The 14,577-nt window shown below is 71.6% G+C and carries 12 protein-coding genes and 1 tRNA gene; 7 read left to right on the forward strand and 6 right to left on the reverse strand.

The window, feature by feature from the left end; all coding sequences use genetic code 11:
* The first annotated feature begins 8 nt into the window (after positions 1-8).
* Positions 9-737 carry a FadR/GntR family transcriptional regulator gene (locus NBZ85_RS05855; RefSeq protein ID WP_261554044.1) on the forward strand — a complete coding sequence of 243 codons (729 nt, stop codon included), beginning with the start codon at positions 9-11 and terminating at the stop codon, positions 735-737.
* A 110-nt stretch (positions 738-847) separates the two neighbouring features.
* The gene (locus NBZ85_RS05860; protein ID WP_261554043.1) at positions 848-1,672 is read left to right on the forward strand and encodes a serine hydrolase domain-containing protein; all 825 of its coding nucleotides are present in this window, start codon (positions 848-850) and stop codon (positions 1,670-1,672) included.
* Here NBZ85_RS05860 and NBZ85_RS05865 read toward each other — a convergent pair.
* Together NBZ85_RS05865 and NBZ85_RS05870 are read right to left on the reverse strand one after the other, a co-directional pair.
* Positions 1,669-2,301, reverse strand: coding sequence for a GNAT family N-acetyltransferase (locus NBZ85_RS05865; RefSeq protein ID WP_261554042.1), 633 nt, complete (start codon positions 2,299-2,301; stop codon positions 1,669-1,671). The genes NBZ85_RS05860 and NBZ85_RS05865 overlap by 4 nt on opposite strands.
* A gap of 135 nt (positions 2,302-2,436) precedes the next feature.
* A complete protein-coding gene (locus NBZ85_RS05870; protein ID WP_261554041.1) occupies positions 2,437-5,430 on the reverse strand; it encodes an nSTAND1 domain-containing NTPase in 2,994 nt (997 codons plus the stop codon).
* A 1,002-nt stretch (positions 5,431-6,432) separates the two neighbouring features.
* Between NBZ85_RS05870 and NBZ85_RS05875 the strand changes: the two genes are divergently transcribed.
* On the forward strand, positions 6,433-7,836 hold the full coding sequence (locus NBZ85_RS05875) for a pyridoxal phosphate-dependent decarboxylase family protein (RefSeq protein WP_261554039.1): 1,404 nt from the start codon (positions 6,433-6,435) through the stop codon (positions 7,834-7,836).
* Positions 7,837-8,082: 246 nt separating this feature from the next.
* Here the strand turns inward: NBZ85_RS05875 and NBZ85_RS05880 are convergent, their stop codons facing one another.
* The gene (locus tag NBZ85_RS05880) at positions 8,083-8,724 is read right to left on the reverse strand and encodes an NAD(P)-dependent oxidoreductase (protein WP_261554038.1); all 642 of its coding nucleotides are present in this window, start codon (positions 8,722-8,724) and stop codon (positions 8,083-8,085) included.
* Positions 8,725-9,115: 391 nt separating this feature from the next.
* Here NBZ85_RS05880 and NBZ85_RS05885 point away from each other — a divergent pair, with 391 nt between their 5' ends.
* Complete coding sequence (locus NBZ85_RS05885; RefSeq protein ID WP_261554037.1) at positions 9,116-9,685, forward strand: RES family NAD+ phosphorylase; 570 nt, start codon at positions 9,116-9,118, stop codon at positions 9,683-9,685.
* A 66-nt stretch (positions 9,686-9,751) separates the two neighbouring features.
* Here the strand turns inward: NBZ85_RS05885 and NBZ85_RS05890 are convergent.
* From NBZ85_RS05890 to NBZ85_RS05900, 3 genes are all read right to left on the reverse strand, one after another.
* A tRNA-Ser gene (locus NBZ85_RS05890) sits at positions 9,752-9,838 on the reverse strand.
* Positions 9,839-10,221: 383 nt separating this feature from the next.
* A complete protein-coding gene (tadA, locus tag NBZ85_RS05895) occupies positions 10,222-10,707 on the reverse strand; it encodes a tRNA adenosine(34) deaminase TadA (RefSeq protein ID WP_261554068.1) in 486 nt (161 codons plus the stop codon).
* 22 nt (positions 10,708-10,729) lie between these two features.
* Positions 10,730-11,224: a tRNA adenosine deaminase-associated protein gene (locus NBZ85_RS05900; RefSeq protein ID WP_261554036.1), complete on the reverse strand. Its 495-nt coding sequence runs from the start codon at positions 11,222-11,224 to the stop codon at positions 10,730-10,732.
* 443 nt (positions 11,225-11,667) lie between these two features.
* Between NBZ85_RS05900 and NBZ85_RS05905 the strand changes: the two genes are divergently transcribed.
* From NBZ85_RS05905 to NBZ85_RS05915, 3 genes are all read left to right on the forward strand, one after another.
* The gene (locus NBZ85_RS05905; protein ID WP_261554035.1) at positions 11,668-12,918 is read left to right on the forward strand and encodes a MurT ligase domain-containing protein; all 1,251 of its coding nucleotides are present in this window, start codon (positions 11,668-11,670) and stop codon (positions 12,916-12,918) included.
* Positions 12,915-13,697, forward strand: coding sequence for a type 1 glutamine amidotransferase (locus tag NBZ85_RS05910; RefSeq protein WP_261554034.1), 783 nt, complete (start codon positions 12,915-12,917; stop codon positions 13,695-13,697). The genes NBZ85_RS05905 and NBZ85_RS05910 overlap by 4 nt, the downstream gene beginning before the upstream one ends.
* Before the next feature lie 70 nt (positions 13,698-13,767).
* On the forward strand, positions 13,768-14,436 hold the full coding sequence (locus tag NBZ85_RS05915; RefSeq protein ID WP_261554033.1) for an alpha/beta hydrolase family protein: 669 nt from the start codon (positions 13,768-13,770) through the stop codon (positions 14,434-14,436).
* Positions 14,437-14,577: the final 141 nt, after the last annotated feature.

Here is a 14,577-nt window from a genome sequence, read left to right on the forward strand (position 1 = left end):
CCCCGAAGATGTCCGAGCTCATTGCGGCGCATCTTCGCCACCAGATCGTCAGCGGTGAGCTGCGCGCCGGCGACACGCTCCCCCCGGAAAACGAGCTCCTGACGCACTTCGACGTTTCCCGTCCGACTCTGCGTGAGGCGTTCCGGATCCTCGAGGCGGAGTCCCTGTTGATCGTGCGGCGTGGTAACCGCGGCGGCGCGGAGGTGACGGTTCCCGACCTGTCGGTCGCCGCGCGCCATGTCGGAGTGCTGCTGCAACTGAGCGGGACCACCATCGAGGACGTGCATGAGGCCCGGGCCGTGCTCGAGCCCGCGGCTGCACGGATGCTCGCCCTGCGACGAACCGATCAGGACCTCGCCGACCTCCGTGACTGCATCGAGAACCTGCGCGCGGCCATCGAGGAACACAGCGACCCCTTCGTCTGGTTCGAGACCGGTTATGTCTTCCACGACCTGGTCGTCGAACGAGCGGGTAACCGGACCCTGGCGATCGAGGCCGGAATCCTCCGTGAGGTCATCACCACTCATGTCGCCGCGGCCATCTCGCGTACCTCCGAGGAGCCGCAGACACTCCAGGCGTTCCAGAAGACCATTCGCGCGTACATCCGCCTCGTCTCCCTCATCGAAGCGCGTGACGCGCCCAGGGCCGAGGAGTACTGGCGTAAGCACATGGAGGTGTCCGCCCGGATCCTGCTACGTGACGCGCGGGCGAAGATGGTTGTTGATCTGTTCGACTGAGCGTCTGAAACGGGTCTGAAACCCGCGCCGGTTCACCCGATCCCTCGTGGCGCGGCGGGCGAAGCTGTCGGACCTCGGTCGTAGCCTCCCGGTGGAGCGAGGGAGAACGGATGACGCGGCAAGACAGCGGCGCGGTGGCGCCGGCCGACGCGGGTTTCGAGCGGGTCTGGCAGGTGCCGGACGGGCAGGTGGCGTCCGGGCGGATCCCCGGTTACGTCGGCGCGATCCGCATCGGCGGCCGGGTCGAGGTGCGCGCGGACGAGTTCGTGACCGGGGCCGCCGGGTTGCCGTTGGCGTTCCAGCCGGGCGAGGGCTGGCTCTACGACACGGGGATCGACCTGCTCGGCGTGTTGCTCGCCCGCTGTGTCGGGCGGCCACTGTCCGAGCTGGTCGCGGAGCGGATCACCGGCCCGCTGGGGCTGGCGTCCACCGGATTCTGGGAGCCGGACCCGAGCCTGCTCGCCACGGCCTACACCCCCGGTCCCGATGGGCTCGAGCTGCTGGACCCGGCCGACGGCGCGTTCACCCGCCCGCCGTTGTTCGAGGAGCTCAGCTCGGGGCTGGTGTCCACCGCACCCGACGTCCTGCGTTTCCTGTGTGCGCTCGCGGACGGCGGCGGCCCGCTGCTGCCCGCCGGGGCGGTGGCGCGGATGACGGCCGACGCGCTCACCGACGCCCAGCGTGGCCAGGCGTTGCCGATCGTCGGTCCCGGCGGGTCGTGGGGGCTGGGCGCGGGTGTGGACATCGAGGCGGCCGAGCCATGGATGGCACCCGGGCGCTGGGGCTGGAACGGCGGGATGGGAACCACCGCGTACGTCGATCCGACTCGTGGCACCGTCGGTGTCCTGCTCACGCAGCGGGCGATGACCGGCCCGACGGACGGGTTCGGGGAGTTCTGGGCCGCGGTCGCCGCGGTCGCCGCGGTCGCCGCTTAGCCCAGCGGCCGGCTGCTGCCGGAGGGGCGGGCAACGGAGCTTTCGCATTCCCTGGGGAAGGAGGGGCCCGGCATCGTGGTCCGCGCACGCCACTCGTCCCGGCTCATCGCGTAGACGTTGCTGGCCCGCCACGGGCCGACGTCCGCGACACCCCGGAAGGTCATTCCCAGCCGGTGGGCGATCGCGTTCATGCCGGCGTTGTCGCGGTGGGTCGAAGTGATGAGTTCCGCCACGCCGAGCTGGTCGAAGCCGAACTCCAGCGACGCGCGGACCGCCTCCGTGCCGAGTCCGTGACCCCAGTGATCCCGGCGGATGGACACGGCGACCTCGACCCCCGGCCAACCGTCCGCGAAATACGCGCCGGCGCGGCCGAGGAACTCCCCGCTGCCTCGTTCCTCGACCGCCCACATGCCGTGGCCGTGGATCACCCACATGCCGATGAGATGGGTGACCAGGCGTTCCGTGTCGGCCAACCCGAACGGGCCGTCCAGATACCGCATTGTTTCCGGGTCGGCGTTCATCGCGGCGTACTGGGGCAGATCCTCGGGGCGCCAGCCGCGCAGGACCAGACGAGAGGTGATCACGGTTGGAATTTCACTACGGGTGGGCACTCCGTATGCCAACGTCATGTTGACCATGTTCCGCTGACGGAGACCGGTCGGGAAGAACCCGGAGCGATGGTTTCGCCGCGCGCCTCGGCGAATTTGCAAATTTGTCCAATATGCGCAGGCTTTGGCCGGGCGGGACGTGTGCTGGGCCGGCGTTCAGGACGGGCAGGTGGTGCGGTAGGGAACACCGGGCAGGTAGTACTGCCACGACGACCGGTCCAGCCCGCCCGCGACCGCGCATGCGTCGTCGACGACCTGTGCGTGGTGTTCGGCGGCGTCGGTGTCCTGGAGGGCATCGACGGCGTCGAGCAGCCACAGCCGGATCGTCCCGTCGTTTCCGCCCGAGGCCAGCAGCTTGCTGTCGGGCGAGAAGGCGAGCGACAACAGCGAGCCGGTATGTCCCGCCAGGGGGCGACCGATGGCGGGCGGACCGGCGGCCGGCACGCCGTCGTCGCCGCGATCCCGGTCCCGGTCCCGGTCTCGCTCGTCGCGGACAGCTTTCTTGTCGCCCTCGGCCGAACAGGCATCGACGTCGTGGCGGCCGGTGGCGTCCAGGTCCGCGGCGTTGTCGTCGGTGGGCAGGCGGTCCGCGGTGCGGGTGTCGAACAGGCGCACGCCGCGGCCGGAGCCGACGGCGAGGATGCGGCCGTCCGGGGAGAACCTGACCGTGCGTGCCTCCCCGGGACCGGTAGGCACGACGCCGACCAGGCGCCGCTCGCCGGAGCCGGCGCGTGCCCACAGGCTGACCCAGCCGAGCTCCTCGCCGACCGCCTCGATCGGGGCGGCGGGCGAGCGGTCGAAGCAGGGATCGACCGGCTGCGGCGCGGAGCCCGGCGGCCCGGTCGGCCGTGGCCGCGACGGGTCGCCCACGTCCCAGGTCAGCCGGGTGCCGTCGAATCCGGTCGCGACCAGCGTCCCCCCGTCCGGCGAGAACGCCACCGCGGTGACGGGGCTGCGTAGGCCGGTGAGCGGCGGTCCGACGCGGCGGGGCTGGTTGTCCACGACGGACCACAGCAGCACCGAGGCGTCGGCGCCGCCGGTGGCCAGCAGCGCGTGGCGCGGGGCGAACACCACGGCGGTGACGGGCGACCCGGTGGCCAGCGGGGTCGGCGCGCTGGCCAGGGTCTGGACGAGGCTCGCCTGGCTGTCCGCGTCGGGGTGCAGCCGCGCGGCGGCGATGGCCAGGCGCAGCGCGCGGACCCGGTCGGTGGCGCGCACGTCGTCCGCGCGGGTCAGCAGGGCCTGGGCGATCACCGCGTGCTGGGCGCGTTCCGCGGTGCGCTGCGCCCGCCGGGCGGACGCGCCCTGCCAGCCGGCGGTCGCGGCGCCGGCGAGCGTCACGGCGAGCAGGGCGGCGAGCACCGCGATCGTCCGGCGCCGGCGTTCGCGCTCGCGGCGGCGGGTGGCTTCGACGCGACGCAGGCATGCGGTGAGGAAGCGCCGGCCGGCCCGGTTGAGGTTCACGACCGGATCAGCATCGGTGCGGAAACGGTCGTAGGACCCCCACAGGGTGGTCGTCGCGGCGGTGAGCCGGTCGACCTCCCACAGGGGGCCGCCGCGTGCCCAGTCCGTGGCGGCCCGCTCGACCTGGCCCTCGGTGAGCAACGCGGCCTCCCGCTCGCGGATCGCCGAATCCAGCGGCTGCCAGGCGGTCAGCAGCGCCTCGTGGACCACCCCGACGCCGGTGCCGCCGAGGCTGTCGCTGGGCGTCGACAGCAGCCGCTGGTCAACGAAGACGCGGAACGCGGTGCGCAGCGCCTCCGAGGACAGCTCCTCGTAGTCGATGCGCCGGCGGGTGCGCCGGCCCGCCTCATCCAGGGTGGCGAGCTCCGCCATGCCGGCGAGGATCTCCTCCCGTGGTAATCCGGCGGCGGCGACCGCCTCGTCGAGGACGGCGTCCGCCCGGCGGGCGAGGGCGCCCCGCACCCCACCGAGCTCCTCGTAGCGCCGTGCGGCGAGCCGACCGCCGCGGACCTGGTTGCGGGCCAGCTCATGCAGGGTGAAGGCCAGCAGCGGCAGCGCCTCGCCGCCGTCGGTGTCGGCGACCATCCGGCTGACCAGCTCCGGGTCCACCGAGAGCCCGGCGACCCGGGCCGGCTCGGTGATCACGACGCTGAGCATGTCGCGCCCCAGCGGGCGCAGAGGGAAGGCGTGCAGGTGGGCGCCGTGCAGCTCGGGCAGGGCGAACAGCTGGTCCTGGAACTCCGAGCGGACCGCGATGACCACCCGGATCGGGCCGTCAAGCCCGTGGAACAGCACGTCGGCGAACCGGGACCGCTCGGTCTCGTCCGCGCGGGTGAACAGCTCCTCGCCCTGGTCCACGACGAGCAGCAGCCGATCCTTCGGCGGCCCGTAGCCCGCGCCGAGCAGCTCCTCGGCGAGCCCGGTCAAGGCCCCGTCGTCGGTCTTGAGCCGCTGGTGAACGTCGGCGGCCTCCCAGCGCAGCCCGACACGGCCCGCCGTCTGCGCCAAAGCCAGGGCCAGCTTGCGGGTCGGGTCGCGCCCGGGCAGGAACGGATCGGCGACCTCCCAGCCGGGCTCGCCACCCAGCCGCGCGGTCAGACCGGCGGTGACCAACGACGACTTGCCGCACCCCGACCCGCCGACGACGAGCAGCAGCCGCCGGTCGCTCAGCGCGCGCAGCCGGTGCGTCAGCCGCCGCAGCTCGTCGTCGCGCCCGTAGAAGACGCGGGCCATGTCCCGGGTGAACGGACGCAGGCCCGGGAACGGCGAGCGGTCCGCCGCCCAACCCAGGCCGCCGGCGGCGTCGATGCGCCGCAGTGGCACGTCCAGATGGCCGATCCAGCCACCGTCGTCGACGACCGCGACGTGCTGGCGGTCGTCGAGCAGGGGCGAGGCCACCCCCGACTGTGCCCGCAGCGGCAGCAGCAGGCTGCCGACCTCGTGCGCGATGCCGATCTCGTAGGCGCACCACGGGGAGGCGTTGTACGCGTCGGTGACGACGCAGACGACGGCGTCCGCGGCCCGCAGCTCCTGATGCAGGCGCTCCTTCCAAACATCCCCCGGCCGGATTCCAGCGCGGATGTCCCGAGCCAGGAAGGCCCGGTGGCCGAGATCGGCCAGCGTGCGGTAGACCTGGTCGGCCAGCTCTGCGTCGGAGTCGGCGTGGCTGACAAAGACGCGCGCCACATCTGCCCCCAGTTCGGCCGCACACTTTCCGGTGAAACGTGACGGATCCTAGCTGCCACAGTCCCGGACGACCAATCCACCGATACAAATACGGGATTGCGGCGTTTACCCGGAGCAAGTCGGCGAGGAATGCCCGAGAAATCCGCTGAGAGTCATCGACGCAGAGCGAAGCGGCATCTTGGTGAACGGGCAATGCATACTGCGAAAACAACAGACGGCCAGTCGCGAACCCGGTCAGGCCGCGAACCCGGTCAGGGAGAGAGCGTTGCCGTCGGGGTCCGTCGTCGGCACGAAGGCGATGAGCTCGGCGCCGATCAGCATGGCGCCATCCTCGCACCATCGTCCGGTCGAGATGCGGCGTGCGGTCGCCTGGGCGAGATGCGGCGTGCGGTGCGCTGGCGGTCACGTGGTGGTGGCCGTCACCTGATCTCACGACGCCGACGCACCCCACACCTGGCCCGGGCCACCCGTCGCCCACCCCTGCCCGTGCACACCGTGAAATTGCCTCCGAGGCGACACTTCGCACGAAGATTGCCCCGCCATATGGCACCTGTCCATCCCCCGCGCGGGGGACGCGACCGGTAATCCGGCGGCCCGGCCGCGCACCCGGGTACCGTTCATGGCATGCTCGGTTTCCGACGGTAGGAGCGTGCGTCGACCGGTCCCGAACAGGTCGATCGGCGAGGCTTCTCCGGTGACGGTCCAGCTTTTCGGATCTTGCCGGTTTTGCCGTCGGTGTTGATTTTGGTCCTCGTCGTGGAGGTTTGTTGTGAAGCGTGTCGGAGCGATTGTTCTGCTGGTTACTCTCGTGGGTGGCGGCTTCCTCTTCCGTCGGCAGCGCGGCAAGCAGGACGCATAGTCCGTACTGCATCGGCGCCGGTCGGCGGGAATCCACCGCACGCCCCGATGATGCGCGGTGATCAGGTCTTCCGGGCCAGATCGTGACCGAGCCGCCGTTTCGGCGGTCGCCTGTCGAGCATCATGTCCTGGGATGGTCCGTACGTGCATCAGTTTGACGCCGAGACGGCCGATCTGCTGCGGGCGATAGTCGACTTTGCCGGGGTCCGCCTCGGGTTCGATCCGGTTCCCCTGGACGGATCGGCGACACCGGCGGAGCTGTCCGCCAGGGCCGGCCGGACGATCACCGCGGATGGGATCGGCGGTCGCCAGGCCCTGGAGACCTTCGACGAGGTGCTCTCGCGCGCCTGCATTTCGGCGGACCATCCGCGCAACCTCGCCTTCATCCCCGCTGCCCCGACCCGGTCGTCGGTGCTGTTCGACCTGGTGGTCGGTGCTTCGTCCATCTACGGGGGAAGTTGGATGGAGGGTGCGGGCGCGGTCCACGTCGAGAACGAGACGCTGCGCTGGCTGGCCGACCTTGCGGGTTTGCCCGCCGCGGCCGGCGGCGTGTTCGTGCCCGGTGGCACGGTCGGCAACCTGTCCGCGCTCGTCGCCGCCCGCCAGGCCGTCCGGGCGAGGCTGACCGCGCAGGGTCGGCCGATGCCGGCACGCTGGCGTTTCGTCTGTGGGGCGGAAGCTCACTCGTCGCTGTACCAGGCGGCGATGGTGCTCGACGCGGACATCGTGGCCGTGCCGACAGGTGAGCAGGGCCGCCTCACCGGCCCGCTGCTCGCCGCCGCGCTCGACGATCTCGCCCGGCAGGGCGGCGCGGTCGGACAGAGCGGTTCGGTCGAGCACGACGGGGTTTTCGCTGTCGTGGCGACCGCGGGGACGACGCAGTTCGGCATCGTCGACGACCTACGGGGCATCGTCGATGTCTGCCGGGAGCGCGGCCTGTGGGTGCACGCGGATGGCGCCTACGGCCTGGCGGCGCTCGCCGCGCCGTCGGTCCGGCCGCTGTTCGACGGGATCGCCGACGTGGACTCCTTCATCGTCGACCCGCACAAGTGGCTGTTCGCGCCGTTCGACGCCTGCGCGCTGATCTACCGCGATCCCGCCCTGGCCCGGGCGGCGCACGGTCCGCAGCGGGCCGGCTATCTCGACGTGCTCGACTCGGCCACCAACTGGAATCCGTCCGACTACGCCATCGGGCTGTCCCGGCGGGCCCGCGGACTGCCGTTGTGGTTCTCCCTGGCCACGCACGGCACCCGGGCCTACACCGAGGCCATCGAGACGACGCTCGCGACGACGCGGGCGGCGGCGGCGCAGATCGCGGCGCGGCCCGAACTGGAACTCGTCCGCCCGACGGAATTGTCCGTGGTGGTGTTCCGCCGGCTCGGCTGGAGCGACGCCGACTACCACCGGTGGAGCGGTGACCTGCTCCGCGAGGGGTTCGCTTTCGTACCGCCCACCCGGCACGACGGCGAGACCGTCGCCCGTTTCGCCGTCATCAATCCGCGCACCACCCCGGCCGATATCGAGGCGATCCTCGACACAATGGCCTGACCGACAGCGGCCTGACCGACAGCGGCCTGACCGACAGCGGCCTGACTGCGCCGGTAGGACAGACGCAACGGCGGAGAACTGGGCGGCGCGGGTCATTCGGCCCGCGCCGCCCAGGCGCAGCGGCGGACGGGAATCCGTCGCCTCCGGCCGGCCGGCATCGTCGGCGGCCTGCCGTTAGCGGCGGTGAGTCCGCCGGTGCTGCGCATTACTTTTGGCTTCCCCCGGACTGCAGATCAGACGGAAGTATCAGTTGCCGACGGTGAAACGACGATTGCGGTTACGCGGCTTCTCGACCTCGTCGAGGACGGCGATCGCGAAGTCCTCGTAGGAAATGCCGATCTCGCCCTGGGCGTCCACCACGGGCCGGTCGTTGCCGGTGCGGTAGGCACCCCGACGCTGCCCCTGGCCCAGGTTGCGCGGCGGCGGGGCGATGGCCGCCCAGCGCACGTTGCTGGCATCCCGGTAGACGTCGAGGGCGTCCGCCTGGTCGAGCGCGTCCTTGCGCTCGGCAGCGGGGAAGTCCGGGCTGTCCGCGAGGCGCTGGCCGTTTTCGTCCTCGAGGGTCCCGCCGCTGGAGATGTGCAGGACGGCCGGGGCCTGGTCGCCGATGCGGGGCAGGACGTCGACGAGGGTACGCGCGGCGTTCGCGTGCACCGGACGGTCGACACCACCCACCGCGACGACGACGGCGTCCGCCTCCTGCGCCAGGCGCTGGACGGAGTCGCGCGACGTGACGTCGCCTTCCACCCCGTTGGCCTTACGCGGAAGCTTCTTCACGCGGGCCGCGTCGACCTCGACCGCGGTGACCTCGTGTCCCCGTCGAATTGCTTCGTCGGTGATGCGGCGCCCGATCTGACCACCGGCACCAAAAATGACGATCCTCGCCATGCCATTCCTCCGACTCACCGGTCGTGCCTCTGATGGATGGTCGTGCGTGTGCGCAATGACGTCCGCCGCCTCGTTGCGCCGGCGTCATGGTCAGTAAGTGAATTACTGTCCGCGCCGATAGTTTCACGCTCCGCAGCCGCTGCAAGTTGATGTCGGCCGGCGCAGCCCCGAGATCGCCCGAGGCGAGTGGGCGAAGAGGGAACGCGTCGCGCACTCAGGGCATCGAGGCAGGGCGAATGGCACCCCCAGGACGGGGGGTCACCGAAGGGGCCGCAGGATCGAGATCGGGCGATGTCTTCACCAGTCGGTATCCGGCATCATTGCCCTTGACAGGCCCGGTGGACCGCTGATCCAGGTCGGCGGGGCCGCGCGAACGGGACAGGCGGAGAGAATGGCTGACTACGTGGGGATCGCCCCGCGGCTACTGCGCGAGTCCGACCTGTTCGTCGCGGTCGAAGGCGGGTTTTTCCGGGCCGTCGACCCGACGTACCTCGACGATGCACTCGTCGGCTCGCGGGCCGCCGGCCGGTACTCGCCGCCTGGCCGTCCGACCCTCTACATGAGCGCGTCACCCGAGGGCGTGAACGTTGCGATGATCGCCCACGCCGCCGATCGGGCGTCCGAGCCAGCGCTCATCGCGCTTTCCGTGACCGCGAGCCGCATCGTGGACCTTCGTGATCCGGTCGCGCGCGAGGCCACGGGCATCGACCTGGTCGACACCCTCGCGCCCTGGCAGGAGCTCGTCGCGTCGGGCGGCAAGCCGAGCTCCTGGCACGTGCGCGAGCAATTGGAGGGCGCCGGAGCCGCAGGTCTGATCGACCCCTCGCGCAGGGCGCCCGGACTGTGGCACCTCGTCCTGTTCCGATGGAACAGGAAGGGCGAGCCCACGGTCAGGCGCATCGCGCCCGGACCAGCAGCTAACCCGGATAGCGGCGACGAAACGACCGCTGGTCCGATGTGAGACCAGGACGGCAGCGGCGGGCCGACGTGGTGAGCGTCGGACCCGGCGTTCTGCCTGAGACACGGGCGGTGGAGGTGGGATTTGAACCCACGGAGGGGTTGCCCCCTCACACGCTTTCGAGGCGTGCGCCCTCGGCCACTAGGCGACTCCACCGTAGGCGAGCTTACCGGACGTCTTGAGGGTCCGATCGTGGGGGTCGCGCGGCCCGCTCGCCCCGGCCATGACGATCATGGTGTTCCGCGGAACACCGCCACGGCGACCTCCGGACAGCGGACCGAGCATGGTCCCCCATCTCACCCCGCATCCAACCAGCCATGCAGAGGTATGGAGATCGGCTCTCGCCGGCCCCGACCGGCTACTTGCAGGAGGTTGGCGACCTTCTGGCTGTCCCACGAAGCCCATAGCCTCCTGCAACTGCCGACATGCCAGCCCGCCGGCCGGAGGGGCCTCCGTGGCGCGGTCCAGAAAGGGCGTACGCGGGTGACCGAGTCATCACAGATGGTTGCGGGGTGGTGAGTGTTGGTGCTGGCCGCGGGTTAGGCGGTGGGCGGGCGGCGGCGGGCGGCGAAGAAGTCGGCGAGCAGGGCGGCGCACTCGGTGGCGCGGACGCCGGGGATGACCTCGGGGCGGTGGTTGAGGCGGCGGTCGCGCACGACGTCCCACAGGGAGCCGACGGCGCCGGCCTTGTCGTCGACGGCGCCGTAGACGAGCCGGTCCACCCGGGCGAGGACGAGGGCGCCCGCGCACATGGTGCACGGCTCCAGGGTGACCACGAGGGTGGCGCCGGCCAGCCGCCAGGAGCCGAGCCGGGCCGCCGCCGCCCGCAGCGCGATCACCTCGGCGTGGGCGGTCGGGTCGCCGTCGCGCTCGCGGGTGTTGCGGCCCTCCCCGAGCACCGTGCCGTCCGACGCCACCACGACCGCACCGACCGGGACGTCGCCGTGCGCCGGCGCCAAGCGTGCCTGGGCCAGCGCGAGACCCATCGCCGCGCCATGGTCGCGCCCACTCGCCGTACCGTGCACTGATCCGCCTGCTGGGACGGGATCAGCCACGGGCGTCGTCGAGGATCTCTCCGGCGCCGGCGCGCTCGCTCAGGGCGCTGATCAGGTCGGCGGGCAGCATGCCCTCCTCGCCGATCAGCTCCAGCAGCGCCTCCTCGGAGGTGCCCAGGTCGACGAGCAGGTCGAGGTCGCCGACGGGGGCGGCCTGGGTGAGCACCGAGGCGTCGTCGTCCTCGTCGTCCTCCGTGGCCAGGCCCGCCATCGACGGCAGGGCGTCGGCGAACAGGCGTTCGGCGAGCTCGGAGGTGATCAGGACCCGACGGTCGGACAGGAAGACCTTGGGGTCCGGTTCGTCGGCGCCGACCCGGACGATCGCGAGGTACTCGTCGTCCTCCTCCAGGAACGCCACGATGGTGTCGTCACCGAAGTCGCGCATCTCGTCGGTGAGGGCGTCGAGGTCCTCGGCGCCGGCCGGGTCGAGATCATGCACCGACCAGCGGCCCTGCTCCCGCGCGATCGCGATTGCCTTCGTGGTCACTGTGTGCCCTCACGTCCCTTCTGCAGCCGCGTGGTGCCTCCGGCCGGCCATTTCCCGGCCGGGTCCCGGGTTCCGGGCCCCGCGCGGCCCGGCCGGACCGGTCGCCGGCCGTGCTTCGCCTGTGATTCTCGTCCTGGGGGCCGGACTTGGGTATTCCGGTCCACCCCGTCGGGTGAGTTCTACCGCGACGCCGGGTCGATTCCCCCATGGTGGTCCGGTTGACACCACCTCGCGCGAGGGGGGGGTAAACGAAAGTTCCACCGCATCTAGACGCAGGGTGACGCCTCTTGACCTTCCGTGACGACGGCTGGCGACAAGGCTTGGTCGTAGCGCCGCTGGCGGCATTTCGCCGTTCGTGGCAGGGGCGGCGATCGGGATGTATCCCAACGGAAGCGGGGGTGGTCTTCGTCTCCGGGCACCGCCGTGGCACTGTAGAAAGCGCGATGACGACATCAATCCCGCGCAGGTTCACCGCCCGGACCCAGGCCGCGCTCGCCGTCGAACGCCTGGCGGCGGAGGCGTCGCGCCGCCTTGGCCGTGGCTCGGGGGAGATGATCGGCGGCAAGCTGGCCCTGCGGGTCTCCCCCGGGGCGCTGGCCGAGGTCGGCTCCCACCGCCGCACCGCCTGCGTGTCGGGTACCAACGGCAAGACGACCACCACCCGGCTGCTCGCCCGTGCGCTGGGCACCCTCGGGCCGGTGAAGTCGAACAGCGGCGGGGCGAACATGGCGCCTGGCGTCCTCGCCGCGCTGTCGCGCCCCCCGTTCGACGCCGCCGCCGCCCTGGAGGTCGACGAGATCTGGCTGCCGAAGGTGGCCCACGAGATCTCGCCGCGGGTCGTGCTGCTGCTCAACATCAGCCGCGACCAGCTCGACCGGTCCAACGAGACCAGGCGCATCGCGTCGATGTGGCGGGAGCTCGGCGCCGAGCTGCGTGACACCACGGTGGTCGCGAACGTCGACGACCCGCTGGTGGCCTGGGCGGCGGGCGGCTGGCACCGGCAGGTGTGGGTGTCGGCCGGCCAGAACTGGACCGCCGACGCGATGGTCTGCCCCCAGTGCGCCCGCCTGCTGCACCGCAACGACAACGGCTGGTGGTCCGAGTGCGGGCTGGCCCGGCCCGAGCCGATCGTCGCGGTCACCGGGCAGCGGGAGATTCTCTGGTACGGCCGCACCATCTCGGCCCGCCTCGACCTGCCCGGCCGGGTCAACCTCGGTAACGCGGCGATGGCCGCCGCGGCGGCCCGCGAGCTCGGCGTCGAAGTCGAGGCGGCGTTGGCCGCCATGACCGGCCTGGGCGACGTGCAGGGCCGTTACCAGGAGGTCGCCCTCGGCGAACAGGGCCGCCGTGGCCGGCTGCTGCTGGCGAAGAATCCCGCCGGTTGGGTGGAGATGATGGAGCTGCTCGCCGACGCACCGCCCCGGCCCGTCGTCATCGACTTCAACTCGCAGACCGCCGACGGTCGGGATCCGTCCTGGATCTGGGACGTTCCCTTCGAGCGCCTCGCCGGCCGGCAGGTGCTCGTCACCGGTGGGCGCAAGGAGGACATGAGCGTGCGCCTGGCCTACGCGGAGGTGCCGCACAGCGTGCACGCCAGCGCCGAGGACGCGGCGCAGGCGGCCAACGAGAAGGTGGTCGACGTGGTCGCCAACTACACGGCGTTCCGGGACCTGCTGGTGCGGAGCTCCCGGTGAGGCGCGGCTCGGCGACCCGGATCGCGCTGATCTATCCCGAGCTGCTCGGCACCTACGGGGACGGCGGCAACGCGATCGTCCTCGAGCAGCGGCTGCGCTGGCGGGGCCTGCCCGCCGAGGTGGTCAACGTCCCCGCCGGCTCGCAGGTGCCGGACAGCTGCGACATCTACCTGCTCGGCGGGGGCGAGGACGCCCCGCAGGTCCTCGCCGCCGACGGCATCCGGCAGAACCGGGCGATCGTGCGCGCGGTCGGGTCGGGGGCGGCCTTGCTGGCCGTGTGCGCCGGCTACCAGGTGATCGGCGCGACGTTCCCGTCGGGCGGGGAGATCCACGAGGGGCTCAACCTCGTCGACATCGAGACCCGCCGCTCCTTCGCGCCACCGGAGACACCGCCGCCCGGACGGGCCGTCGGCGACATCGTCGTAGAGCCGGATCCGCGCCTCAACCTGCCCACCCTGTACGGGTATGAGAACCACGCCGGGCGCACCAGGCGGCTGCCCGGGGCCGGCGGGTTTCCGCTGGGGGTGGTGCGCCGCGGAATCGGTGACGGCGAGGACGGCGGCAGCGACGGCAGTGGTGGCGGTGGTGGCGGTGGCACCGACGGCATCGTCGATGGCCGGGTCGTCGGCACCTACCTGCATGGGCCGGTTCTGGCGCAGAACCCGGCGCTCGCCGACCTCCTGCTGACCTGGATCCACGGCGATCTCCCGCCGTTGGAGGCCCCCCAGGAAGCGCAGGTGCTGCGGGAGGCCCGCCGCCGGGCCCTCGCCGGCTCCTGAATCCCGCTCGGACAGGTGGGTAGGTCCGAGGGTCATCTGGTCGCCTGTTTGCGGCGTTTCCCGGCTACCGGTGTGGTTCGGTTGGATCGTGGCGTCGAATCCACTTGCCGGCTGGTGGGGCAAGAACAAGCGAACTGTACTCATCGTCGGGGTCGTCATCGTCGTGCTCTGGGTCTTCATCGAGCGCGGCAACGGCCCGAAGACCAAGCGCGTCAGCATGCCGAAGGGCTACGGCTCGGCCGACCGGGAACTGCTCGTGCACGCCCCGAAGGACCCGAGGAACCCGATCCCACTGGTGCTGATCCTGCACGACGACAACGTCGATGCCAAGACCCTCGACCATGACAGCGCGGCCGGTTCGGTGGCGAACGCCCGCAACTTCGCGGTGGCCTACCCCGAGGCGGTCGGCGGCACCTGGCGGATCGACTCCCCGGACGGCGTCGACGCGGCCTACCTGCGCGACGTGGTCAGCTACGTCTCCACGAAGAAGACCAAGGTCGACCCGAACCACATCTACGTGTGGGGCGTCGGCGAGGGCGCTCGGCTGGCGCTGACCGCCGTCTGCGGCGGCGCCAAGCCGATCTTCGCGGCCGTCGGCGTGGTGGGGCAGTTCACGCAGGAGCCGCAGTCCGCCTGCCCCGGCCGGGTAGCCGAGGCGAGGGTCGCCGAGACCGACTGGGACAAGAAGGTCAGCGAGACGCTGTGGACGGCCTCCGCCAAGCACCACCTGGGAACCTGAGCCCACCACCACTCGGGAACCTGCGCTCACCACTCGGGAACCTGAATCTCGAATCCGACCAGAGGCACGCATAGGGCTCGGTAGAGCGGGCCGCTATGGCCCTCAGCGGCCGCGTACGCGCCCGGGACGACGGGTGGGGAG

It is taken from the genome of Frankia tisae, from assembly GCF_025403405.1.
In the GTDB taxonomy this organism is placed as follows: domain Bacteria; phylum Actinomycetota; class Actinomycetes; order Frankiales; family Frankiaceae; genus Frankia; species Frankia tisai.

Coding starts and splice junctions, on each gene's coding strand:
- NBZ85_RS05885 (WP_261554037.1), top strand. CDS start 9,116: ATGGCTGACTACGTGGGGATCGCCCCGCGGCTACTGCGCGAGTCCGAC.
- NBZ85_RS05905 (WP_261554035.1), top strand. CDS start 11,668: ATGACGACATCAATCCCGCGCAGGTTCACCGCCCGGACCCAGGCCGCG.
- NBZ85_RS05860 (WP_261554043.1), top strand. CDS start 848: ATGACGCGGCAAGACAGCGGCGCGGTGGCGCCGGCCGACGCGGGTTTC.
- NBZ85_RS05865 (WP_261554042.1), bottom strand. CDS start 2,301: ATGACGTTGGCATACGGAGTGCCCACCCGTAGTGAAATTCCAACCGTG.
- NBZ85_RS05880 (WP_261554038.1), bottom strand. CDS start 8,724: ATGGCGAGGATCGTCATTTTTGGTGCCGGTGGTCAGATCGGGCGCCGC.
- NBZ85_RS05855 (WP_261554044.1), top strand. CDS start 9: ATGTCCGAGCTCATTGCGGCGCATCTTCGCCACCAGATCGTCAGCGGT.